This is a genomic window from Pseudomonas sp. RIT-PI-q (assembly GCF_001297125.1).
Classification (GTDB): domain Bacteria; phylum Pseudomonadota; class Gammaproteobacteria; order Pseudomonadales; family Pseudomonadaceae; genus Aquipseudomonas.
In genome coordinates, this window is sequence record NZ_LHPC01000028.1 from 257,464 (window position 1) to 278,781 (window position 21,318).

Consider the following 21,318-nt stretch of genomic DNA (forward strand, 5'->3'; position numbering starts at 1 on the left):
TACTTCGCTGAGCATGCGCCAGTGGGATCAGGCGTCGCCCCGACCGGCTTTCGGGATGATTTTCAGCAGTGCGAGGGTCGAGCGTTTACTTGACGGGTTCCGATGGCAACGACGTCGAATCGACATTCGACTGGTCGGCTTCCAGCCTATCAATCAATTTTCGACCGAGCGTAATACCAGGCTTCTCAATGAAATGATACGTAACCCACGAAACACCCACTGAAACGATCAGGACAAACAGAAAGAACACAACACTTTCTTTATTGCCCTCACCAAAGAAACCATTGACGCCTGACATTCCTATTACTTTCAGCACTGCAATATGAATCAAATACATGCTAAAGCTAAGTTTCCCGAGCAAAACAGTTACCGGGTTTACCAGTAGCTGAGTCGGGTGATAAGCAAGAAAAATAGAAAATAATGCGAACAAACCGCCAGCAATCACATGGTGCGAAACAAACGACTGCGACTGCATCAAAAACTCGGTGAGCAGCAGAGCGAATACCACCCCGCCAACAACCACATATGTCTTAGTAAGAGCCTTCTCTTTGGCGAGGAACACATACGCCATAACCCCCATAATGAACACGGGCACCTGGCTTAAAAAGTTATAAAAGGAAAACACATCAATCAGGTACTTCTGACGTTCTTCGTATACAAATACGTGTGAAAAAATAAAGCCATTGTATTGTTGCAGGCAGAGGCAGGCGATCAACATTATCGCAAGCCAATAGTACCGTTTGACCCACATCAAGGCAGGGAAAATAAGGTAAAACGTCATTTCAACAGCTACCGACCAGCCACCTGGCACTACCGAGTTTATAGTCTCCGGGTGGAACCCATGTAAAAACAAAGCAGTGACCGGAACAAACCACCATTCGATGCCATTGGGAGCCCAGTAAGTCGGCAGCGTTCCATTGAGATAAAGAAACCCAGTTATTGCCACATAGAACATTGGTGCGATACGAAAGATTCTCCGTATATAAAAATTACGCACGGGATGGAGCTCATTGGTTTTTCTGGCCGCCCATGACATGCAAAGAGTGATAGCGCTCGCTATATAAAATAGCTGCACCCCTCGTGCCCCTTCGTTCATAAACCACGAAAGCATTGAGCTGGTCGGCTTCACACTCTGGGATGAATGCACCAGAACAACCAGGATTATTGCGAGTCCTCTGAGAGCATCAATATACGCATACTTCCGTGTTTCTTTTACGCTCATATAAGATGCTCACAAATTCAAAAAATTCGACACTTCATTATCCATAATGGTTACGGCGTTAGCCTGGTGCGCCGCTGAAATCCCGATGGGCGCTCAATCAGTAAAGATTACATCGAGATGACCATCCGTACCATCCGCGTGTGGCGTCTTCTCGACCTGCACCAGAAAGGTGCTACGGGCCATACATATAGTTTTTGGAAACCCCGGTTGATCCCGAACGGGCTGGAGCGCCACGCAGCGTTTGTCCCCCAACCGCAGCAATACTACTTCCGCCAGCGTTGCTTCGTCGAGGTCGACGGCATCCTGCAATGGTGCCAGCCCAAAATCCACGCAACAAAAAAGGGCCCACCTCAGACGCTCTCCTCCAAGAAGGGGCTGACCGACGGTGATTTTGCCAATGCAAGGCGCCTAATGCGTCATACCGCTGCAGATCCATTTGCACAATGAATTCACGCTCGAACAGCTTCTGTATCAAGCCCGATACGAGTAGCATGCCCGCGCGTTGTGCATGGAATACTTCATCCCTGGAGCCGGCTTTAAGTCATGACATCCCTACAAACACAAAGCATTGCAAGCATCGAGAAACACCTCGCGCATCCCAAATACAGGCCCGACATCGACGGCATGCGAGCAATTGCGGTGTTGGCGGTGGTCGGTTTCCACGCATTCCCCGAGCTGGTCACTGGCGGTTTTATCGGCGTTGACATCTTTTTCGTTATTTCGGGCTATCTGATTTCAACGATATTGATGAAAAGTGCGGAGCGTGGAACATTCCGTATAGGAGAGTTTTACTCAAAAAGGGTAAACCGGATTTTCCCGGCGCTTATCGTCGTCATGTTGAGCGCCTACGTGTTTGGGTGGCTGGCTCTTTTCACCGATGAATTCCAACAACTCGGCAAGCATATTGCCGGTGGCGCTTCGTTTATATCGAACCTGGTTCTGTTTGACGAAAGTGGTTATTTCGATACATCCGCCGAGATAAAGCCTTTCCTGCATTTATGGTCGCTTGGCATCGAAGAACAGTATTACATTTTCTGGCCGCTGATTATTTGGGCCGCCTGGAAAAGAAACATTAATCTTTTGTTTATCGCAGTAATCTTGTTTGGCGCATCATTTGTCGCCAATATCGAGAACGTTCGCGAAAGCCCGTCTTATACTTTCTACTTGCCACACACCAGGGTATGGGAGCTAATTATTGGCTCAATGCTCGCCTATGCCCATTGCTTCCCATCCAAACACTTCAAGAACACCGCGCTCACCCGTAACTTGATGTCAGTCAGTGGCCTGGCACTTATTGCTTATGGCTTGGCGACCATTACCAAGGCTGATCAGTTCCCTGGCTGGGTGGCTCTCTACCCTACCGTTGGTGCGGCACTGGTTATTGGCGCCGGGCCTGGCGCACTGCTCAACAAATATGTTCTAGGAAATCGCATATTAGTCTGGTTCGGCCTCATCAGCTTTCCACTCTACCTGTGGCACTGGCCGCTGCTCACTTTTGCGCGCATCGTCGAGAACAATACGCCACCAGAGGACACCCGTATCACCCTTGTACTGGCGTCGATTGTGCTGGCATGGCTTACCTACTGGTTTGTTGAAAAACCATTCCGTAACAACAGAAACTGGAAAACCACCACCGCGCTCGTTGCGGCGATGACAGCTATCGGAGTGACGGGCTTCCTGACCTATCAAAACGCCGGTCTGCCCTGGCGCCCAAGTATCCAGAAAACCATTGCGGTGCAGGACCAGTTTGTTGGGTCATCCTGGAAATATGCCGTCAACGACATTTGCCTGAATCGCTACGCCTTCGAAGAGCGTAAAGACTTTGGTTATTGGTTCTGCAGCACCAATAAAGATGCCAGTCCTACTATATTGTTATTTGGTAACAGCTTTGCCAATCACCTGTACCCTGGCCTTGCCAATAACAAAGATCTTAAAAATAACACCGTACTGAGCATTGGCGCTTGCGGTGTCGGATCACCGACCTATTCTGACAAAACGATCTTGGGTGGCAATGACCCTTGCACCGGCTACCGACCAGCGCACCAGGAAAACTTGATTTTTGACATCATTGAAAAGTCAAAGACAGTCAAGTACGCAATCATCGACGGGCTTATTAATACACCCTATGGTGAGTTTTATATTTCACTCGTTGAAGAAAGGGTCGCGCGCTTACTTGCAAACAATGTAAATGTCATCATTTTTGTTCCACACATGACCTTTAATACTGACATCAAGGGCTGCTTCACTCGCCCCTTCTTTTCAGGCATGAACGAAGGCTGCTCGGTTCCAATCGAAAAGAAGAAGGAGGTTGACGACCGCTTCAGACCAATGATGGAAGCAATTCTCGCAAAACATCCATCAGTAAAGTTCTTTGACCAGAACGAGCTCATCTGTAACTCGAGTAAATGCTCGATGGTGTTGGATGGCATGCCAATGTACCGGGATCAGGTCTATCACTACTCGGAATATGCCAGCCAGAAAATGAGCGAGCTCTTCGCCACTTGGGCAAAGGAGCACGCTCCAGATATTTTCAACCCGTAACTGACTGAAGAAGCGAGGTGCAAGCACCTCGCATGTCACTTCCTGGCTCCGACTTTGATCAAAGCTTCCTTTCGCCTTGGCCCTAATGGCCACGCGCCTGGCCATGCTCGCCAAGGAAGGTGAGCTCTCAGTATTGAGGTCTCGCCTTGATAGGCCGGCAGCGACCACGTTAAACAGCCTGAATGTGAGGACGACCAAAAGGAAAACCCAGGCTCCACCTTTCGGTGAGCCCCTCTAGACCGTGCAGCAGAGGGGAATTTGCTTACCGAATAAATTCTGTGCGAACGTACATCCAGCCGTAAGGATTAAGCGTTAAAGTTGTGCCCTCCCCCAGCGACATGGCGAAATACAATCATGGAAATTCGGCTTGTTATCACAAACATCAGCATTCTCCTGGTAGCGATCTGGCTCATCTCTTTGCTCTGGGGCGTTGCATGGCAGCTGCGTCACGCCCTGCGTGACTGGGTGGACGATGCAGAGGTCACAGTAAGAACCAACCCCGTCCTGGATACCGCGTTGAGAGCCTTGGGGCTCGAACATGTGGACCGTCTGAATTCCGCTTTGTTTATCGTCGTCGCACTGCTGGCTTGGCCGGTAGGTCTTGTATTGGCATTTTCGGCTATTAAGGTGGTCCGTGCCCGCGACCTTCGCCGGAAAGAAAAGTCACGTCCTGAAGTGAATAATGCGCCGACTTTGGTGGCTCACCGTGAGGTGCTGACTCTGACCGAGAATCAGCGGCAGCACTGCCCTGCCGAGGCGTGACACCGTCATACGCCTGCTCACAGGTCACTCCTCTGGCGCTGGCCCGATCAGCAACTGCAGCCAAATCGCCCGCTCGCCGGTCAGCGCGCCTGAGCACGTCGGCAAGCACAATTGCGGCGCGGGTAACTGCCTGGCTTGCGGCGGTCGTTCGCCCAGGCGCAGGACGATTCGAAGGCTTATGGAGAGCTGCCCGCAGGTGATCGCCCCACCTTTCATGAGATCCGCGCTTTAGGGGCATGCGGACGAGAAGATGACGAAGCGTGGGGCACGACGAAAAAAAAGATCGAGTACGTAGAGATGGGCGCCGAGTTGGCGTTTTGAGCGCGGTATTTCAAAGGCTTTGCAAATCGCATCCAACAAAAAAGGGCCCACCTTTCGGTGAGCCCTTCTAGACCGCCCAGCAGAGCGGATTTTGTTTGGTAGGCGCGATTGGACTCGAACCAACGACCCCCACCATGTCAAGGTGGTGCTCTAACCAACTGAGCTACGTGCCTGCTGTGAGGCGGCATTCTACGGAATTCCGGAGGGGTGTCAACACCTTTTTTCGAGCTAACCCTATGAATATGCAAAATATTTAATTTTGCTGCTGCAAAGAAGAATTTCCGGTGGCTGGCGGTGGTTTTTTAACTCGGGTAGGATCGATTCACTCGTAAAATATATTAAACAGAGGCACCCGGATGGCGAACACCCCCTACCCAGAATCCTATTACGCCGCATCGGCCAATGCGGTTCCGCCGCGCCCGGCCCTGCAGGATGTCGTAGAGACTGATGTCTGTGTGATCGGCGCCGGTTACACCGGGCTGTCCTCTGCCCTGTTTCTGCTGGAGAACGGTTTTCGGGTGACGGTCCTGGAAGCGGCCAAGGTGGGTTTTGGTGCGTCGGGGCGTAATGGCGGCCAGATCGTCAACAGCTATAGCCGCGATATCGATGTGATCGAGCGCAGCGTCGGTCCCAAGCAGGCGCAGTTGTTGGGGGAGATGGCGTTCGAAGGCGCGCGGATCATTCGTGAGCGGGTCGCCAAATATAATATCCAGTGCGATTTGAAGGACGGCGGAGTGTTCGCCGCCATCACTGCCAAACAGATGGGTCACCTGGAATCCCAGAAGCGCCTGTGGGAGCGTTTCGGTCATACGCAGCTGGAGTTGATGGATCAGCGTCGCATCCGTGAAGTGGTGGGCTGCGATCAATACATCGGCGGCATGCTCGACATGAGCGGCGGGCACATTCATCCGCTTAACCTGGCGCTGGGCGAAGCGGCGGCTGTGGAGTCGTTGGGTGGCACTATTTATGAGCAGTCGCCGGCAGTGCGCATCGAGCGCGGTGCAAATCCGGTGGTGCACACGCCACAGGGCAAGGTCAGGGCCAAGTTCATCATTGTTGCGGGCAACGCGTACCTGGGTAATCTGGTGCCCGAACTGGCGGCCAAGTCGATGCCTTGCGGAACTCAGGTGATTACCACCGAACCGTTGGGTGACGCGCTGGCGGAAAGCCTGCTGCCTCAGGACTACTGCGTCGAGGACTGTAACTACCTGCTCGATTACTACCGTTTGAGCGGTGACAAGCGCCTGATCTTTGGTGGCGGCGTGGTGTATGGCGCACGGGACCCGGCGAACATAGAGGCAATCATTCGACCGAAGATGCTCAAGGCCTTCCCGCAGCTCAAGGATGTGAAAATCGACTATGCCTGGACCGGCAATTTCCTGCTGACCCTGTCGCGTCTTCCTCAGGTCGGGCGCCTGGGCGACAACATCTACTATTCCCAGGGCTGCAGCGGCCACGGTGTGACGTACACCCACTTGGCGGGCAAGGTGCTGGCAGAGGCGCTGCGCGGGCAGGCCGAGCGATTTGATGCGTTTGCCGATTTGCCGCATTACCCGTTCCCGGGCGGACAAATGCTGCGGACACCGTTCGCGGCGCTGGGCGCGTGGTACTACGGGTTGCGCGATAAATTCGGGTACTAAGCTGCCACAAGGGATCGCGTTTTTCAGCTCGGGAAGTCAGCCCCTTCGCTGACGCTGGCCCAACCTTCGAAGTCCTTGCGCAAGGCTTCGATCTTGCCGCGTCCGCCTGCCAGTGCCGCTTTGCCCAACAACAGTCGCAACGGTGGATTTTCAGCCTCGACCGCATTGACGATGGCGACCGCGGCCCGCACCGGATCACCCGGCTGATGACCGCTGTAGCCCCGGATCATTTCCATCCGTTTGCCAGCGGTCTCACGATAATCCTCGATGTTCTGGCTTGCCTCATTGGCCGAGCGCCCTGCCCAATCGGTGCGGAAACCGCTTGGCTCGACGATCAGCACCTTGATGCCCAGCGGCGCCACTTCCTGCGCCAGCGATTCGGACATGCCTTCTACGGCAAACTTGGTGGCGTGATAAAAACTCACTGCCGGGTAGGCCACGATCCCGCCCACTGAAGAAATATTCACCACCGTGCCGTTACGTTGCTGGCGCATGCCAGGCAACACCGCGCGGGTCATTTGCGCCAGGCCCCAGACGTTGATTTCCATCATCTTGCGCACTTCATCGAGATCGCTTTCTTCGAACGAACCGAAGTAACCGACACCCGCGTTGTTGACCAACACATCGATACGACCGAAACGTGCCTGCGCGGCTTCCACGGCAGCCTTGATCTGCGCTGGATCGGTCACGTCCAGCTTCAGCACCAATGCGTTGTCTTCGTGGCCTTCGACGATGTCGTCGACCTGCTGCGGGTTGCGTGCCGTGACCACCGTCGGGTAGCCCAGGCTCAATGTGTGCAATGCCAGTTGACGACCGAAACCTGTTGAACAGCCGGTGATGAACCAGACCGGTTTTGCTGTCGATGCAGTCATGCTGATCTTCCTCCAGGGAGCTGCTCGCAGGCGCGAGCCGTCGGTGGAGTATGGACAGGTCGGTCTATCCTAAAAAGAGCCATAATCCGCAAACCCTTTTCGGGAAAACCACACAATGAAAGATCCGGACTTTCAGCAACTGCGCTTGCTCATGCAGGTCGCCCAGGCCAAAAGCTTCACCAGCGCGGCGGATGCCACGGGGCTGTCGGTTTCTACCGTCAGCCACGCCGTGCGTGAACTGGAGAAACAACTTGGGTTGAGGCTGCTGAACCGGACGACCCGCAGCGTCAATGTCACCGAAGCCGGCGCGCAATTGATCGGCAAGATCGCGCCGCTGATGGAGGACCTGGGGCTGGCACTGCGCAGCGCCTCAGCGGCAGGTGAAGAGGTGGCCGGCACCTTGCGCCTGAGTGTTCCCTCGACGGCCAGCCGGCTGGTCCTGCAACCGCTGTTGCGCCGTTTTTTGTTGGCGCATCCGGGGATCAATCTCGAAGTGGCGGTGGACAACAGCCTGATCGACATCGTCACCCAGGGATTCGACGCCGGCATTCGTTACGACGATGTGCTGGCCGAAGACATGGTGGTGGTGCCGGTTTTGCCGAACATGCGCTTTGTGGTGGTGGCGTCGCCGGAGTATCTGCAAGGTCGGAGCATTCCACGGCAGCCGCAGGATTTGTTGCAGCATGACTGCCTGAACTATCGCAGTGCAGCCTCAGGTGCCCTGCCCCGCTGGGACTTTGAAAACGCCGGCAAGCACACGCGGATCGCGGTCAAGGGACGGCTGGCGACCAACGACAGTGATTTGCTGTTAAGGGCGGCGCTGGATGGATTTGGCTTCGCGTACCTGTCCCATGCGCCGATTGCGCCGTACCTGGACAGCGGGGAGTTGGTGTCGGTGCTGGAAGACTGGGTGCCGACCGGCACGCTGTATCTGTACTATTTCGAACGCAACAACACGCCGAAAAAGCTGCGGGCGTTTATTGATTTTTTGAAGATGAATGATCCTCTGTAGGAGCAAGCTTGCTCGCGATGAACGATGACGCGGTGAATCAGTTAGCCCGCAGTGATGCCATCGCGAGCAAGCTTGCTCCTACAGGGGTTGTGGTCAGAGCCGGTCCCGGGCGATGCCGCTGCGGATTCGCAGGATGTCGGCAAGGACGGCCAGGGCGATTTCTGCCGGTGTTTTGCTGCCCAGGTTCAGGCCGATGGGCGCGTGAATGCGAGCGAGTTCGACATCCCCTAATCCACCAATCCGGCGCAACCGTTCGAAGCGCTTCTGCGAGGTTTGCACGGAGCCCAGCACGCCGATGTAGAACGCATCGGTGCGAACCGCCTCCATCATCGCCAGGTCATCGATGCGCGGATCATGGGTCAGCGCCACCACGGCCGTGTCGCTGTGGCAGCCGCCGTCAGCGATAAACACCGACGGCAATTGGCGGCGAATCTCGACGTTTTCCAGCACCACGCCTTCCAGCACTTCGTCCCGTGGGTCGCAGAGAACCCCCTCGAACCCAACCCCCCCCGCAACCTCCGCACACGCCTGAGCGACGCTGGAATACCCCGCCAGCAGCAAACGCTGAGCCGCCCCGACCCGCACACGCACTCGATCGATCTCACGCTCGATGCGCACACCCTGCTCGCGATCTACGAACAGAGCACGCGCACCGCTGGCCAGATCGACTTCACGGATCAGCCGACGCTGGCCCAACAGCACCGACTCCAGCTCCCGCAAATGCGCCTGAACCTCGCAGTCCGACTCAAGCTTCTCCACCAGCACATCGAGCACGCCGCCGCAGGGCAAGCTCACTCGGGAACGCGGATCGTCGCCTTCGCCGTAACGCACAACGCTGACGGCTTGATCGAACAAACCCTCGGCGACCCGCTCAAGAAAATCCTCCTCGACGCAACCGCCGGACAGCGAGCCGATCCATTGCCCATCAACATTCACCGCCAGCAACGAACCCGGCGCACGCGGCGCCGAGCCGTAGGTGGCAAGCACTGTGCACAACCACACGCGCTGACCGGCAACAGACCATTGCAGCGCCCGCCTCACCACTTGCAGATCGAGATGCTGCATGTCAGTGCGCCTTGTGCTCGGCCGGTGGTGCGTCGGCTTGCAGCTTCTGCACCTCACTCACCGCCAGCTCGGCCGACTGACCACCCCAACCCTGACGCAGGTAATTCAGCAGGTCGGTCAGTTGCTCGTGGCTGAGTTTGTCGGCGAAACCGGGCATCGGTTGCATGCGTTCGAACCCGGCGAATTTCTGTTCGCCGATCCCGTCCTCGATCACCCGCAGCAGGTTGCGCGGGTCTTCCAGGCGCAACGTGGTGTTGCCGCGCATGGCCACCGCGATGTGCGGCTTGCCCTCGCCATCGGCCGCGTGGCATCCGGCGCAGACGTTCAGGTAGTCCTGACGACCGCGCTGGGCACTCGGGCTGAGCGTGTCCAGCGGCACTTCGGTCAGCGTCTTCGCCGCTGGCGGTTGATCGCCGAGCAGGTAAGTTGCCATCGCCGCCAGGTCCGGGTCATTGAGGCCTTGGGTGCTGTTGTGGAACACCGGGAACATCTCGTTGAACATCGTGCCCTGGGCGCTCATGCCGTGCTTGAGGAAGGTGCTCAGGTCCTGATGATTCCAGCCGCGTGCGGCCAGGTCATTGGCCAGCAGGCTCGGCGCCAGGTAGCCGTTGAGCAGGCCGCCGGTCATGCGTTTGTCCTGTTGCATCGCGCCGGGCAAACCTCGTGGCGTGTGGCATTCGCCGCAGTGACCGAGCACGTCGACCATGTACTGGCCGCGTTTGAAAGCCTCACTTTTGCCTTCGGTGGACGAGAGTTTCACGTCCTTGCCGTAGAGCATGTTCCAGCCCATCAGCCCGAGCCGTACGTTGAACGGAAAGCTCAGGCTGGTCACTGGTGCGGCACGTTCGATCGGCTCGACGGTTTTCAGGTAGGCGTGAATCGCGTCCGAGTCTTCACGCGGCATCAGGTGATACGAGGTGTAGGGCATCGCCGGGTACAGGTTCGCGCCATCACGGCGCTTGCCTTCGGTGAGCGCGGCGAAGAACTCGTCGTCGTTGTACAGGCCGATGCCGTGCTCTTTGCTCGGAGTGATGTTGGTGCCGTAGATCGTGCCGAATGGCGAAACGATCGGCAGGCCGCCCGCGTACGGCGCGCCGCCCGGTGCGGTGTGGCAGGCCATGCAGTCAGCGGCGCGCGCGAGATAGGCACCGCGAACAACCTGATCATCGGCCTGAGCCAGAAACACCGGCGCAGCCAGACCGACCGCCAACGCCAGGCGGGAAAGTAGTTGCTTCATGCTTAACCCTCCTTGACCAGGCCGAGATCGGTCAGTACGTTGCGCGTCGCGCTGTAGTAGCGCACGTAGCCGGTGCAGCGGCAGACGTGGTGGCCGAGGCTGTCCTCGATGACTTGCTCCAGCTGACTTTTGGCGATTGGCTGACGTTGCAGCTTCTCTACCAGCACCGTCGCGGCATTCACAAACCCCGGCGCGCAGTAGCTGCACTGGAAAGCGAATTCATCGACGAAGCGCTGCTGGATCGGGTTCAGCTGAGTGACCTTGCCCTGCTCATCGCGGGTCGCGTGACCTTCGATGGTCCGCACTTTCTTGCCTTCGAAATAGTGCGCGCCGGTGATGCAGGTGCGCACTTCTTCGCTGGTGCCGTCGGGGTTGTCGACGATCACCACGCAGGCGTGGCAAATGCCCTGGCCGCAGCCCAGACGCGAGCCGGTGAGGTTTTTGTATTCGTGCAGGTAATCGATCATCGGCAGGGCATCAGGGATGTCCACCGGGCCGACGAATTGACCGTTGAGGGTCAGTTGAAACGGACGGTTAGCCATTGAGGGCCTCCTTGATGCGGGCAGAAGTGATGGGCAGGTCGCGGACCCGTTTGCCGATGGCGTGGGCCACGGCGTTACCGATGGCGCCGACCACCGGGATCATCACCACTTCGGCAATGCCCTTGGACGGATCACTCGGCGACAGCGGCGGGAGGATCTCGGCCGTCTGGTTCCAGACCGCCACGTGCCGGGCCATCGGCAAGCGGTAACGGTTGAAGTTCCAGTCCCCCTCCCCCGGCCCGCCTTCGTACAGCGGCATCTCTTCGAGCAGCGCATGGCCGATGCCCATGGCGATCCCGCCTTCGAGCTGGCCCTTGACCAGTTCTTCCACCAGCACCCGACCGCACTCGACCCACGAGTGATGGTTGAGCACTTGTACTTCGGCGGAGCCCTTGTTCACTTTCACTTCCACCAGCGTCGCGACCGGGCTGTAGTAAGTCACCGCCGCGTTATTCAACTGAGTGTCGGGGTAGTGGATGTTCTGGCGGTCGAGCAGATGGAAACCGGCGCTGGTCATCTGCGCCTTTTTCACGCTCGGTGCGCCGTCGCCGTACTTCACCGCCAGACCGTCCAGCGGCAAACGCTCGCGCACGCCGTCGATGCTGAACTCGGCCTCGGCCCAGCTCCAGCGGTTGAAACCGTGCACGGTCGCGCCGGTCACCAGACCTTTTTCGTGGGCATGTTTGGCCAGCTGTTCAAAGCTCAGCGGCTGCATGCCGTTGGCGGTGAGTTTGCCGTCGACCCAATGCGCGTCTTCGCGACGCACCACGTACGGGTTGGCCTGGCCGCCATAAGGACCTTGGCCCCAGATCTGCAACGCCGCCGGCCACAAGCCGTGGTTAAACAGCACACGCGCCGCTTCACGGGTGGCGTGGCTGAAGTAGTAGGCGGAGTTGGTCGCCGACGACGCCGACGCGAGTTTGCCGACCCAGCGCGGATTGCGCAGGAAACCGTCTTGCTCGGCCTGGCTCATGATGTACGGGTTGCCGCCGGTGATCATCTGCAACTCTTTCCATTCGGTTTCGCCGGTCTTCACTTCGTGCGCCGGGTTACCGAGGAAATCAGCCACCACCATCGCTTGCGAAGTGGACATGCCAGTGCCGATCTCGATGCCGATGTGGCGCAGGTGGATGCGGCCTTCAGCGCTGAATTCGATGCTGGCCATCGGCGCTTCGGAACCGGTGCCGAAGTCTTTCTGGCAGATGGCGAAACCGACGCCGTACCAGTGATCCGGGTCTGCGGCTTCGCGTTGCAGCTTGAGCAGGTCGCGCTTTTTCCAGACGTCGTGGACGGCCGCCTTGTCGAGAATCTCGTGCAGGCGCAAGGCACCTGCCGGCACCGCGCCCTGGGTGTTTTTCATGCCCGAACGCATAGCGTTTTTCTTGCGCAGTTCAATGGCGTCGATGCCGAGGCGATCGGCGATTTCGTCGACCATCATCTCGGTGGAGGCCATGCTTTGCAGGGTGCCGTAGCCGCGCATCGACCCGGCCTCAACGGCGCGGGAATGATAGGCCGTGACCTGCAAATCGTTCTGCGGCATGTAGTAGATCGACTGCGCCGCCGTGGCACCAACCGCCGCCACCGATGGGCTGTAGTTGATGCGTCCGCCGCCGTCGACGCTCATCTCGGCGCGGAAAATCTTGAAGCTGTGATCGGTCTTGTCCACCGCCAGTTGGTAGCGGATGTCGAACGGGTGACGCTTGATGCCGCTCTGAAATTGCTCGTAGCGGTCGTTGGCCAAACGCACCGGCACACCGGCGCCGTACAGCGCGGCCAACGCTGCGTAGTAGACGAAGATGTTGTGGTCTTTGGAACCGTAACCCACGGTGTAACCGGGGTGCATGTTCAGGTTGGCCAGGCCGAAACGGGACGGCGCGATCATCTTCGCGGTCTCGGTCGCAGTTTCCAGCGGGCACTGGGTGGCAACCACGAAGTGCAGGGTCTTGGTCGCCGGGTCGTACCAGCCGTTGCCGTTGTCCGGCTCCATCGCGGCAGGTTCGATCGATGGGGTTTTGTAGCGTTCGTCGAACACCAGCCAATTGTCCGGTGGCGTATCGATCTGCTGCTTCATCCGGTCGGCGTAAAACAGCCCGCGCTCGGTCAGGTTGCCGTGCAAGTCCGGCTGGGAATTCCACACCGGGCGACGGTTTTTCAGCATCGGGAACAGGATCGAATCCTTGAGGCTGGCGAATTCATCTTCGTCCGCCGAGGTCGCACCGCCGACCCGCACGTAGCGGAAACTGCCGTAGGGATCGCCCTCATAAAACGGCGCTTTTTCGCCATAGCGGATGGCTTTGTCATTGAATTTGAGTTTGGCCTTGGCCTGGCGGAAACGCTCGAAGTCGTTCCAGATCAGGATCGCCACCGGGTGACCGATGAACATCGGCACCTTGCCTTCCGGCAGCAGCGGATCAGGCGCGTGCTCTTCCGGGAAGGCGATGCCGTCCTTGTCCAGGTCGGCGGCGGTGACGATGCGGTCGGGCTGCAAGTCGGCGCCGAGCCACGACAGGTCGTAGCCTGCGTAAATGCGGTCGGCCTTGGTGATTTTCAGCAGCATGGCGTGGCCCTGCTGCTGCGGCCAGCCCGGCATGTCCTTGGCGCGGATGTCGCGGGCAAAGACTTTGCTGCCGCAGACCTTCGACAAGGCATCGTTACGCGCGCGCGCCTTGCCGTTGTTGCCAAGCCATTGCTCGGACGGCACGGTCACGCTGTTTTCCATCAAGGCAGCCAGTGCCTGGGAGCTGAGCGGCGTGAGCGTCACGCTCACACCCGCCACCAGCCCGCCCTGAAGGAACGAGCGCCGGGATATTTCACGGTTGGACATGGATCATCCTCTGGGCGGTTATGGGCCCGCCCTTCTGGTTATGTTCTGGGGATCTCGCGTCTTGCAGAAGCGCTTTTGGACGAAGCAAAAGGCTGAATTTGACAGTGCAAAGCTGACCGAAAGGTTAACTTTAAAGGTTTCTACGCTTGCGGCAAACAACCTGTTACAAAAAACTGACCAAAGAATCAAAAATACTGCGGCGTTGCGCTGCAATAAATCGATGAGAAACGCTGTTTTTTTGTAGGAGCGAGGCTTGCCCGCGAAGCTTTTAGCGCCAGTGATGACGCCTTCGCGGGCAAGCCTCGCTCCTACAGGTTCTGTGTGAGTCTTTGGAGGAATTCCGTGCGGCGGCGCTGATCGGATTGTTCTTTGATTAGCAGCTCGGGCAATAGCTCGGCCGCTCGCCCGGCGTCGAGGATAAAGACGCCGTCGTCATCACCGATGGCCAAGTCTCCCGGTTGCACTCGCACTTCGCCGATCTGGATCGGCTGATTGACCTCACCCTGGGCACCGATGCCGCGAGTGGTGAACGAACTGACGTTGCGGCAAAACACCGGCAACCCATGAAGTCGCAAGGCGCTGACATCGGTCACGGCACCCGACACCACTACTCCGGCCAGCCCCTTGATCAGTCCGGCGAGGGTGCGCAATTCACCCCAGCAGCCACACTCCGCGTCACCCACGCACTCGATCACCAGCACGTCGCCCGGCTGACTCAGCAGCAGCGCTTCACGCAAAATGCTGCCATCCGGCGGGAAGACTTTGACCGTGACGACGTTACCAACCATGCGGATGTCGTTGAACAGCGGCTTGATCCCGCGCAGGAAGCCACGGTCGGAAAAATGGCCGAGGGTGGACGACGGGATCGTCCGGTACTGGGCGATCAATTCCGGGCTGAGGTTTTGTTGGCGGGGGCTAATCTGATCACTCATCGGCATTTTTTCCCCGGACGTAGCAATGGGCAGGTCGAGCAGTATTCTGCGGGCTCGGTGGCCAGGTAGTAGAAGCAACAGGTTCGGCGAAAACGAATGCTGCGCTGCCCTTCATCCACCAGCGTCGGTGGTCGGCGGAAATGGCTCAACGGGTTGTAATCGAGGCCGAACAGCGCCGGCTCGGCTTGCGTCAGTAGCCACTGGAAGTCCGCTTCACAGCGTTCGCGAATAAGCGGATCGTCGATTTTTGCCATGCGTTTTTCATACAGCGAATACACGCGCACGGCGGTGTTTTCCCAGAGGATGCGCCGTGAAACGCCAGTCACCCGATTGAAGGTTTGCCACAGCGGTTTCAGCAACCCGGCAAACAGCGCCTGCACCAGCGCTTCCCGCCAGGCCTCGCGCTCATTCGCGCCATAGGTCAGCGGCTGGCCGTGACGCAGCGGCATAGAAGAGGTCCACAAGCCGTCATCGTGACCGTATTCAACTATCGAATTGTCCAGCGTCAGCAACAGCCCTTTGTCGTACACCGACATCGCGTACAGGCACGCGCCCGTCGCCAGAAACGACAAGCGCTTGCCCAGCAGCGAGGCGGTGATCGCCCGGGTCGGCGAGCCGATTACCGGACCCAAGGCGTCCAACAGTTGCTCGCACACGTCGTCCTGCAACAAATCCCGGGCCAGCAGCGAACGCAACGGGTCGCGCTCTTCGCTGTCCTTGAGCCGCAAGCCAGCGGACAACACCGCCCACTCTGGCGCCGTGAAATGGCCGGCCAGATTCATTGCGGCAGTTCCCGGCCAAACGGAATGCACAACGGCGTGCCGAAGAACGGATCGGGAATGATCCGGCAATTGAGGTCGAACACGGTTTTGACCAGCGCCTCGGTCAACACCTCATCGGGCCGGCCCTGAGCGAACGCGGTCTGGTTGTGCACCGCCACCATATGGTCGGCGTAACGACAGGCCAGGTTGAGGTCGTGCAGCACCATGATGATGGTTTTGTTTTCCTGCCGATTGAGGTCGCGCAGCAGGTCCAGCACTTCGATCTGGTGTGCCAGGTCGAGGAAGGTGGTCGGCTCGTCGAGCAGCACGATGCCGGTGTCCTGGGCCAGGGTCATGGCGATCCACGCACGCTGGCGCTGCCCGCCGGACAACGCATCCACCGGCCGATCCGCCAGCGCCAGCAGACTGGTCTGCGCCAGCGCGCGGTTGACCATGGCTTCGTCTTCCGCCGACCACTGCTGCATCCAGCTCTGATACGGATAACGCCCCAACGCCACCAATTGCCGGACAGTGATGCCCTCCGGCGCGCTCGGGGTTTGCGGCAAAATCGCCAGCTCCCGGGCCACGGCGGCGGTGGATTTCTGCTGGATATCCACGCCGTTGAGAATCACCGAGCCCTGCTGCGGCTTCAGCAGCCGGGCGAAGGATTTGAGCAAGGTGCTTTTGCCGCAACCGTTGCTGCCAATCAATACCGAAATCTTGCCCTTGGGCAGTTGCATGTCCAGCGCGTCAATAATCACCTGGCGCTGATAACTCAGGGTCAGGCCGCGACTTGCAATCGACGTCATACGTTGAATTCCTTAATGACGCTGTTTAATCAACAAATAGAGAAAAAAGGGCGTGCCCAGCACTGCGACAAAAATCCCGGCCGGCAGATCCAGCGGCAAAAACAGCGTGCGCCCGGCGAGGTCGGCCAGCACCACAAGGTTCGCCCCGACCAGCGCCGCCATCACCGCCTGACCGCCGAATCCCGGCGCCACCAGGCGTTTGGATATGTGCGGCGCAATCAGCCCGACAAACGCAATCGCCCCGCCCCAGGCAATCGCGGCACCGGCCAACGCGACGCTGACCAGCAACAAACCGGCGCGCAACCACTGCACGCGTACACCAATTCCCTGAGCCAGATTGTCATCCAGTTGTTGCACCATCACCTGACGCGCCAACAGCACCAGCAACGGACAAATGCCCAGTAACCAGCGACCCAGCGCCAGCGGTTCCGGCCAACTGGCACCGTACACGCTGCCGGTCAGCCAGACATAAGCGGACAAAGTCGTGGTCAGCGGGCTGAAGACCAGAATGAAGGTGGTCGCGGCGGTCAACATCGCGGAGATGCCGACGCCGATCAACACCAGCCGCAACGGTGAAGCGCCCTGTTTCCAGGCCAGCAAATAGATCGCCAATGCCGCCAGTCCGGCGCCGAGCATCGCTGCCAGCGGCAGATACTGTTGGCCCAGCGCCACCGAGAAAAACGACAAATACAACACCGCCGCCGCACTGGCGCCACTGGTAATGCCCAGCAGGTCCGGCGAGGCCAGCGGGTTGCGGATGATGCTTTGCAGGATTAGCCCGGACACCGACAACGCCGCGCCCACCAGCGCCGCCAGCAGCATGCGTGGAAAGCGCAGTTGCTCGACGATGAACGTCAGGCTGGCGTCCTGATCCGACAGCACTATCCGCAGCACTTCCAGCGGCGACAGCATGACTTTGCCCAGCGACAGCGAGCCGAGCATGATCAGCGCGGTCACCACCACGGCCGCGAGCAAACGCCACAACGTAGCGACATTGATGCGCCGGGAAAAACCGCTGTAGCGATAAGTCAGCACCTTATCCATAACGACCTCCACGCCGGGCCAGCAGGATAAAAAACGGCGCTCCAAACAACGCGGTCATCACACCCACCGGCACCTCTTGCGGCAAGATCAGCACCCGCGACAAGGTATCCGCCAGTAACAGCACAATCGCGCCAAGCAGCGCGCACCCAGGCAGCAACCAGCGATGATCGATGGATAAACCTTTGCGCACCATGTGCGGCACCAACAAACCGATAAATCCGATGCTACCGGCCAGCGCCACCGCGCTGCCCGCCAGGCACACCACCAGCACGGCCATGAGCAATCGGATCAATCCGGTTCGTTGTCCAAGTCCGGTGGCAATCTCCTCGCCGGCGTTCAGCACATTGACCTGCCCCGCCAGCAACATCGCGCCAAACAACCCGAGCACACCGCACACCAGCAACGGCGCGGCGACCGACAGGCTGCGTTCGGTCAACGAACCGGCCATCCAGAACAGCACCGTGTCGAGTCCATCCTGATTGACCACCAGCAACGCCTGGCTGAACGCCGAGAACAACGCCGCCATCGCCGCGCCCGCCAGCACAATGCGCAACGGGCTGAGGCTGCCCTGCCCCATGTTGCCGATCAGCCACACCAGGCTGCCGGCCACCGCCGCGCCGAAAAACGCACACCACAGCCAGGCATCCGGGGACGCCAGGGAGAACAGTGAGGAACCGAGGATGATGAAAAACGTCGCCCCGGCGTTGATCCCAAACAGGCCGGGGGACGCCAGCGGATTGCGCGTCAGCGCCTGCATCAAGGCGCCGGCCACCGCCAGACTCGCGCCCACCGCCATCGCCATCAAGGTGCGTGACAGCCGCGTCGTGGTCACCAGCACGTGGCTGACGCTCAACGGATCGGGATGTACGAACGCCGCCGCAACCTGCGACAACGGAATCCAGGTCGCACCCACCGCCAGGCTCAACACGCAGCTCAGCAGCAACACGACACCGGCACTCCACATCTTCAACGCATTGCTCATGAGGCCGCGTCCGCCGTGACCAGACGAGTAACGTCATCGAGCATCAGGTTTGCCCCGAGCATGCCGCCCGACAGGCTCCAGGCTACGCCGTCGCCCCGCCACACCTGCCCCTGCTGCGGCGCGCGCATTTGCTGCCACAGCGGATGCTGCACCAGGCTTTCATAGTTTCGCTGCACTGCCGCTTTCTCCGCGCGCAAGAAGACAAAGAAAATATCGGCATTCACCACCGCCAGGCTTTCCTTGCTGGTGAGTTTGATCGACACCCCGCTCGCCGCCCGACTGGCGTCACTCCAGTTGAATCCCAGTTCGGTGATCACCGAGCCCGGAAAACTTGCCGGCAGATAACTGCGGATGTGGTCCTCGCGGACATCCAGGATCGACACCGTGGGCGGCCAGCGCCCGGCGAACTTCTCCTGCAATTGCCGACGCAGTTGCGCCACACGCAATTGCCATTGAGTCAGCACGTCGTCGGCCCGCTGCTGTCGGTACAAGGCAACGCCCATCAACGCTAGGGTCTTTTTGAACTCGAACACTTCCTCCAGCATCACCACCGGGGCGATCTGCTTGAGTAACGGGGCGATGCGTTCATGGCGAAATTGCGAGGCGATGATTACGTCGGGCTTGAGCAGCGCGATGTCCTCAAGGCTGGGCTGAGTCTCCAGCCCGACATGCGGCACCTGCTCCAGTGCCGAGCGCAAATAGCGATAAGTCGGTTTCTCGCTCCAGGAATCGACGATGCCGCAGGGCGTAATGCCCAACGCCACAGCGCTGTCGGTGGCGCCCTGAAACAGGGTGATCACCCGCAGCGGCGCGGCGTCGGCCTGCGCCCACGCCGGTATCGAATACCGCAATGCAAGCATGCCCAAAGACAGGCGCAACAGCGTGCGCCTGGTGGGATGACAGTGAGCGTCAGGCTTCATTATTCAACCGGTGGAAAGGGTTCACCACCTGGCCTTTGCCGAACGGCATGCTGCCGGGGCCGCCCGCGCGCTCGATCATCGGCGTGAGCAGCAATTTCTGCGGCCAGTGGGGTGCTTCGAACAGTTGGTTTTTAATCATCGCCCGAGCTTCGGTGTCGAAGTCGATGGTGTCAATCAACTCGTTCAATACTTCGCCCATTGCCGTCCACAATGCGGTGGCTGGCAACGCGTAAACCTGCGCCAAGGTATCGATGATCGCGCGGAAGTTGACCTGAATGCCGAGGGTCTGCAACCAGAACAACAGGTCTTCCGGACGCTCGTGATACAGCGTGTTGGTATGCCCCTTTTTCAATCGATACGCCGGATCGGCCAGGCCGTTGCGCTCCAGCCATGGCACGAAGATGCGCAACGAATCGTGATCGCGCAGCAACAGCCCTTGGGCGTAACCGGCCTTCCACACCAGCACCGCGTTCTGCCCGTGGATTTCCCCGAGCATGCCGATGCGGAACATCCGCAGGTTGATCTCGAAGAAGCTGTGGCACAGCTCGCGGAACAGCGTCATCACCGACGCCGTGTTGGCCGGCAATTGGCGGTAGGCCATCCAGTCATCGAAAAAGTGCTGGTTGCTGCCGGGCAGCGGCGTGCCGAGAGCGGCCATCGGCACCAGTCGGGTGTCCGGATCTTCCAACAGTGCAGGTGGATAGCCACGGACCATCGCTGACAGGTGACGCGGCGCTTCGTCGAACAGCGTGGCGTCTGGCGGCATGAACGCCCACCACTTGGTTTCGTCGCACAGGTGCAGTTTTTCTTGCAGGGTTTCGTCTTTGTCCAAACCTTGACGCAGCAGCTTTTCACTCAAGCCGCCGTTGATCATTTTCACCGCCGGCAGATAACGCGAGGCACCGAGGGAATAGATCGCCATTGGCAACTTGAGGTAATCGGCGCTGTTGAAGCACGGGGTCATCGAGCGCAACGACGAGGTGGCGAAGAAATCACCGTCGGTGAAGTCCAGTCGATGGCAATCACCCTTGGCAAAAGCGACGCTGAGTTGCGCGTCCAGCACGTGCTCGAACTGCCACGGGTGCACCGGCAGCGCGATGTGGCTATCGGCAATGCCCCGTTGTTGCATCTCGTGTTGCAGGCCGGTCTGTAACGCGAACGGCAGCACATACTCGGCGGGATTATGCTGCGCCAGGTCGGTCACGCCGTCGCCGCATTGCAGCAACGTGCGGTCGATGGCGACCCAGTTCAGCGCCACTGGCCGGGCGAATTCCGCCTGGTACTGCTGATATTCCACATCGTCCAGACCCTGTTTGGCTTTGGCCAGCGGATGGTAGGGACGATCACGCAGCGAAGCCCACTGCTCCATGGTCAGGAAAAAATCCGCGTTGCTCTTTTCCAGCAAACGTTCGCTGTCGACCTTGTGCGCCATGGACAACTCGGTTTGGCGGACGCTGGTGCGCAGCACATCGAGGAACAGCGCAAAACCTTTTTCATTGTCCTGATAGCGCTCGGTCATCCCGGCCAACACCTGGGTCATGAAGGCTTCGGGGGACAGTTCCGTCAGTTGCTCATTCTGTCGGCCCAACACTGGCGTGCCCGGCACTTTTTCCCATTGCTGGGTGATGCCGGGGCGCAGGGCCACGAAGATCGAACCCTGCGGCTCGTTTCGCCATTCCCACAGGCGTTGCTCGGCGTTCAGACCGGTGAATGGCTGGCCAGCTGCGGGCACCGTCAGATTCAGCGGTTCGGTCCCGAAAAAATGCTCGGCCAGCAAACAATCGACCAGATCCTGCATCACTCTGTCGGCGGCCATTGTGGTGAAGTTCATC

Annotated in this window: 19 protein-coding genes, 1 tRNA gene and 1 pseudogene; 6 read left to right on the forward strand and 15 right to left on the reverse strand. The window is 58.9% G+C overall.

Going from position 1 to position 21,318, the window contains the following annotated elements:
• Nucleotides 1-85: 85 nt before the first annotated feature.
• Nucleotides 86-1,222 carry an acyltransferase family protein gene (locus AEQ67_RS13805; protein WP_059404403.1) on the reverse strand — a complete coding sequence of 379 codons (1,137 nt, stop codon included), beginning with the start codon at nt 1,220-1,222 and terminating at the stop codon, nt 86-88.
• 117 nt (nt 1,223-1,339) lie between these two features.
• Between AEQ67_RS13805 and AEQ67_RS13810 the strand changes: the two genes are divergently transcribed.
• The 3 genes from AEQ67_RS13810 (at nt 1,340) to AEQ67_RS36185 (ending at nt 4,525) form a co-directional block, all read left to right on the forward strand.
• The gene (locus tag AEQ67_RS13810) at nt 1,340-1,669 is read left to right on the forward strand and encodes a hypothetical protein (RefSeq protein ID WP_059404404.1); all 330 of its coding nucleotides are present in this window, start codon (nt 1,340-1,342) and stop codon (nt 1,667-1,669) included.
• A 96-nt stretch (nt 1,670-1,765) separates the two neighbouring features.
• Nucleotides 1,766-3,763 carry an acyltransferase family protein gene (locus AEQ67_RS13815; RefSeq protein ID WP_059404405.1) on the forward strand — a complete coding sequence of 666 codons (1,998 nt, stop codon included), beginning with the start codon at nt 1,766-1,768 and terminating at the stop codon, nt 3,761-3,763.
• 354 nt (nt 3,764-4,117) lie between these two features.
• The gene (locus tag AEQ67_RS36185; protein WP_059404406.1) at nt 4,118-4,525 is read left to right on the forward strand and encodes a hypothetical protein; all 408 of its coding nucleotides are present in this window, start codon (nt 4,118-4,120) and stop codon (nt 4,523-4,525) included.
• Nucleotides 4,526-4,580: 55 nt separating this feature from the next.
• Here AEQ67_RS36185 and AEQ67_RS36715 read toward each other — a convergent pair.
• A pseudogene (locus AEQ67_RS36715) lies at nt 4,581-4,763 on the reverse strand (DUF2514 family protein); the annotation flags it as partial.
• Between the two features lie 179 nt (nt 4,764-4,942).
• A tRNA-Val gene (locus tag AEQ67_RS13825) sits at nt 4,943-5,019 on the reverse strand.
• Between the two features lie 183 nt (nt 5,020-5,202).
• On the opposite strand from AEQ67_RS13825, the gene AEQ67_RS13830 reads away from it, so the two are divergent.
• The gene (locus AEQ67_RS13830) at nt 5,203-6,486 is read left to right on the forward strand and encodes an NAD(P)/FAD-dependent oxidoreductase (RefSeq protein WP_059404407.1); all 1,284 of its coding nucleotides are present in this window, start codon (nt 5,203-5,205) and stop codon (nt 6,484-6,486) included.
• A 23-nt stretch (nt 6,487-6,509) separates the two neighbouring features.
• On the opposite strand, the gene AEQ67_RS13835 is transcribed toward AEQ67_RS13830, so the two are convergent.
• Nucleotides 6,510-7,358, reverse strand: coding sequence for an oxidoreductase (locus AEQ67_RS13835; RefSeq protein ID WP_059404408.1), 849 nt, complete (start codon nt 7,356-7,358; stop codon nt 6,510-6,512).
• A gap of 115 nt (nt 7,359-7,473) precedes the next feature.
• Between AEQ67_RS13835 and AEQ67_RS13840 the strand changes: the two genes are divergently transcribed.
• The gene (locus tag AEQ67_RS13840) at nt 7,474-8,370 is read left to right on the forward strand and encodes a LysR family transcriptional regulator (RefSeq protein WP_059404409.1); all 897 of its coding nucleotides are present in this window, start codon (nt 7,474-7,476) and stop codon (nt 8,368-8,370) included.
• A gap of 93 nt (nt 8,371-8,463) precedes the next feature.
• Here AEQ67_RS13840 and AEQ67_RS13845 read toward each other — a convergent pair whose 3' ends face one another.
• From AEQ67_RS13845 to AEQ67_RS13860, 4 genes are read right to left on the reverse strand one after another with little or no spacing between them, the layout of a single operon-like run.
• Nucleotides 8,464-9,435 carry an XdhC family protein gene (locus AEQ67_RS13845; protein WP_059404410.1) on the reverse strand — a complete coding sequence of 324 codons (972 nt, stop codon included), beginning with the start codon at nt 9,433-9,435 and terminating at the stop codon, nt 8,464-8,466.
• 1 nt (nt 9,436) lies between these two features.
• A complete protein-coding gene (locus AEQ67_RS13850; RefSeq protein ID WP_059404411.1) occupies nt 9,437-10,672 on the reverse strand; it encodes a c-type cytochrome in 1,236 nt (411 codons plus the stop codon).
• A gap of 2 nt (nt 10,673-10,674) precedes the next feature.
• Nucleotides 10,675-11,214, reverse strand: coding sequence for a (2Fe-2S)-binding protein (locus AEQ67_RS13855; RefSeq protein WP_059404412.1), 540 nt, complete (start codon nt 11,212-11,214; stop codon nt 10,675-10,677).
• Nucleotides 11,207-14,038 carry a xanthine dehydrogenase family protein molybdopterin-binding subunit gene (locus AEQ67_RS13860; protein WP_059404413.1) on the reverse strand — a complete coding sequence of 944 codons (2,832 nt, stop codon included), beginning with the start codon at nt 14,036-14,038 and terminating at the stop codon, nt 11,207-11,209. The genes AEQ67_RS13855 and AEQ67_RS13860 overlap by 8 nt, the downstream gene beginning before the upstream one ends.
• On the opposite strand from AEQ67_RS13860, the gene AEQ67_RS13865 reads away from it, so the two are divergent.
• Nucleotides 14,037-14,282 (forward strand): hypothetical protein, encoded by a 246-nt coding sequence (locus tag AEQ67_RS13865; protein WP_059404414.1) that lies wholly within the window; start codon nt 14,037-14,039, stop codon nt 14,280-14,282. The two genes, AEQ67_RS13860 and AEQ67_RS13865, sit on opposite strands and share 2 nt — an antisense overlap.
• A gap of 64 nt (nt 14,283-14,346) precedes the next feature.
• Here the strand turns inward: AEQ67_RS13865 and AEQ67_RS13870 are convergent, their stop codons facing one another.
• From AEQ67_RS13870 to AEQ67_RS13900, 7 genes are read right to left on the reverse strand one after another with little or no spacing between them, the layout of a single operon-like run.
• Nucleotides 14,347-14,970, reverse strand: coding sequence for an RraA family protein (locus AEQ67_RS13870; protein ID WP_059404415.1), 624 nt, complete (start codon nt 14,968-14,970; stop codon nt 14,347-14,349).
• A complete protein-coding gene (locus AEQ67_RS13875; protein ID WP_059404416.1) occupies nt 14,967-15,752 on the reverse strand; it encodes an IucA/IucC family C-terminal-domain containing protein in 786 nt (261 codons plus the stop codon). Before AEQ67_RS13875 ends, AEQ67_RS13870 begins: the two co-directional genes overlap by 4 nt.
• Complete coding sequence (locus AEQ67_RS13880) at nt 15,749-16,540, reverse strand: ABC transporter ATP-binding protein (protein ID WP_059404417.1); 792 nt, start codon at nt 16,538-16,540, stop codon at nt 15,749-15,751. Before AEQ67_RS13880 ends, AEQ67_RS13875 begins: the two co-directional genes overlap by 4 nt.
• A 12-nt stretch (nt 16,541-16,552) precedes the next feature.
• Entirely contained in the window at nt 16,553-17,584 is a 1,032-nt protein-coding gene (locus tag AEQ67_RS13885; protein ID WP_059404418.1) for a FecCD family ABC transporter permease, read from the reverse strand.
• On the reverse strand, nt 17,577-18,566 hold the full coding sequence (locus AEQ67_RS13890; RefSeq protein WP_059404419.1) for a FecCD family ABC transporter permease: 990 nt from the start codon (nt 18,564-18,566) through the stop codon (nt 17,577-17,579). The genes AEQ67_RS13885 and AEQ67_RS13890 overlap by 8 nt, the downstream gene beginning before the upstream one ends.
• Nucleotides 18,563-19,486: an ABC transporter substrate-binding protein gene (locus tag AEQ67_RS13895; protein WP_059404420.1), complete on the reverse strand. Its 924-nt coding sequence runs from the start codon at nt 19,484-19,486 to the stop codon at nt 18,563-18,565. Before AEQ67_RS13895 ends, AEQ67_RS13890 begins: the two co-directional genes overlap by 4 nt.
• The gene (locus tag AEQ67_RS13900; RefSeq protein WP_059404421.1) at nt 19,476-21,317 is read right to left on the reverse strand and encodes an IucA/IucC family protein; all 1,842 of its coding nucleotides are present in this window, start codon (nt 21,315-21,317) and stop codon (nt 19,476-19,478) included. Before AEQ67_RS13900 ends, AEQ67_RS13895 begins: the two co-directional genes overlap by 11 nt.
• Nucleotide 21,318 lies beyond the last annotated feature (1 nt).

Coding starts and splice junctions, on each gene's coding strand:
- AEQ67_RS13850 (WP_059404411.1), bottom strand. CDS start 10,672: ATGAAGCAACTACTTTCCCGCCTGGCGTTGGCGGTCGGTCTGGCTGCG.
- AEQ67_RS13895 (WP_059404420.1), bottom strand. CDS start 19,486: ATGAAGCCTGACGCTCACTGTCATCCCACCAGGCGCACGCTGTTGCGC.
- AEQ67_RS13890 (WP_059404419.1), bottom strand. CDS start 18,566: ATGAGCAATGCGTTGAAGATGTGGAGTGCCGGTGTCGTGTTGCTGCTG.
- AEQ67_RS13835 (WP_059404408.1), bottom strand. CDS start 7,358: ATGACTGCATCGACAGCAAAACCGGTCTGGTTCATCACCGGCTGTTCA.
- AEQ67_RS13880 (WP_059404417.1), bottom strand. CDS start 16,540: ATGACGTCGATTGCAAGTCGCGGCCTGACCCTGAGTTATCAGCGCCAG.
- AEQ67_RS13900 (WP_059404421.1), bottom strand. CDS start 21,317: ATGAACTTCACCACAATGGCCGCCGACAGAGTGATGCAGGATCTGGTC.
- AEQ67_RS13845 (WP_059404410.1), bottom strand. CDS start 9,435: ATGCAGCATCTCGATCTGCAAGTGGTGAGGCGGGCGCTGCAATGGTCT.
- AEQ67_RS36185 (WP_059404406.1), top strand. CDS start 4,118: ATGGAAATTCGGCTTGTTATCACAAACATCAGCATTCTCCTGGTAGCG.
- AEQ67_RS13815 (WP_059404405.1), top strand. CDS start 1,766: ATGACATCCCTACAAACACAAAGCATTGCAAGCATCGAGAAACACCTC.
- AEQ67_RS13875 (WP_059404416.1), bottom strand. CDS start 15,752: ATGAATCTGGCCGGCCATTTCACGGCGCCAGAGTGGGCGGTGTTGTCC.
- AEQ67_RS13840 (WP_059404409.1), top strand. CDS start 7,474: ATGAAAGATCCGGACTTTCAGCAACTGCGCTTGCTCATGCAGGTCGCC.
- AEQ67_RS13810 (WP_059404404.1), top strand. CDS start 1,340: ATGACCATCCGTACCATCCGCGTGTGGCGTCTTCTCGACCTGCACCAG.
- AEQ67_RS13885 (WP_059404418.1), bottom strand. CDS start 17,584: ATGGATAAGGTGCTGACTTATCGCTACAGCGGTTTTTCCCGGCGCATC.
- AEQ67_RS13860 (WP_059404413.1), bottom strand. CDS start 14,038: ATGTCCAACCGTGAAATATCCCGGCGCTCGTTCCTTCAGGGCGGGCTG.
- AEQ67_RS13870 (WP_059404415.1), bottom strand. CDS start 14,970: ATGAGTGATCAGATTAGCCCCCGCCAACAAAACCTCAGCCCGGAATTG.
- AEQ67_RS13855 (WP_059404412.1), bottom strand. CDS start 11,214: ATGGCTAACCGTCCGTTTCAACTGACCCTCAACGGTCAATTCGTCGGC.
- AEQ67_RS13865 (WP_059404414.1), top strand. CDS start 14,037: ATGGATCATCCTCTGGGCGGTTATGGGCCCGCCCTTCTGGTTATGTTC.
- AEQ67_RS13805 (WP_059404403.1), bottom strand. CDS start 1,222: ATGAGCGTAAAAGAAACACGGAAGTATGCGTATATTGATGCTCTCAGA.
- AEQ67_RS13830 (WP_059404407.1), top strand. CDS start 5,203: ATGGCGAACACCCCCTACCCAGAATCCTATTACGCCGCATCGGCCAAT.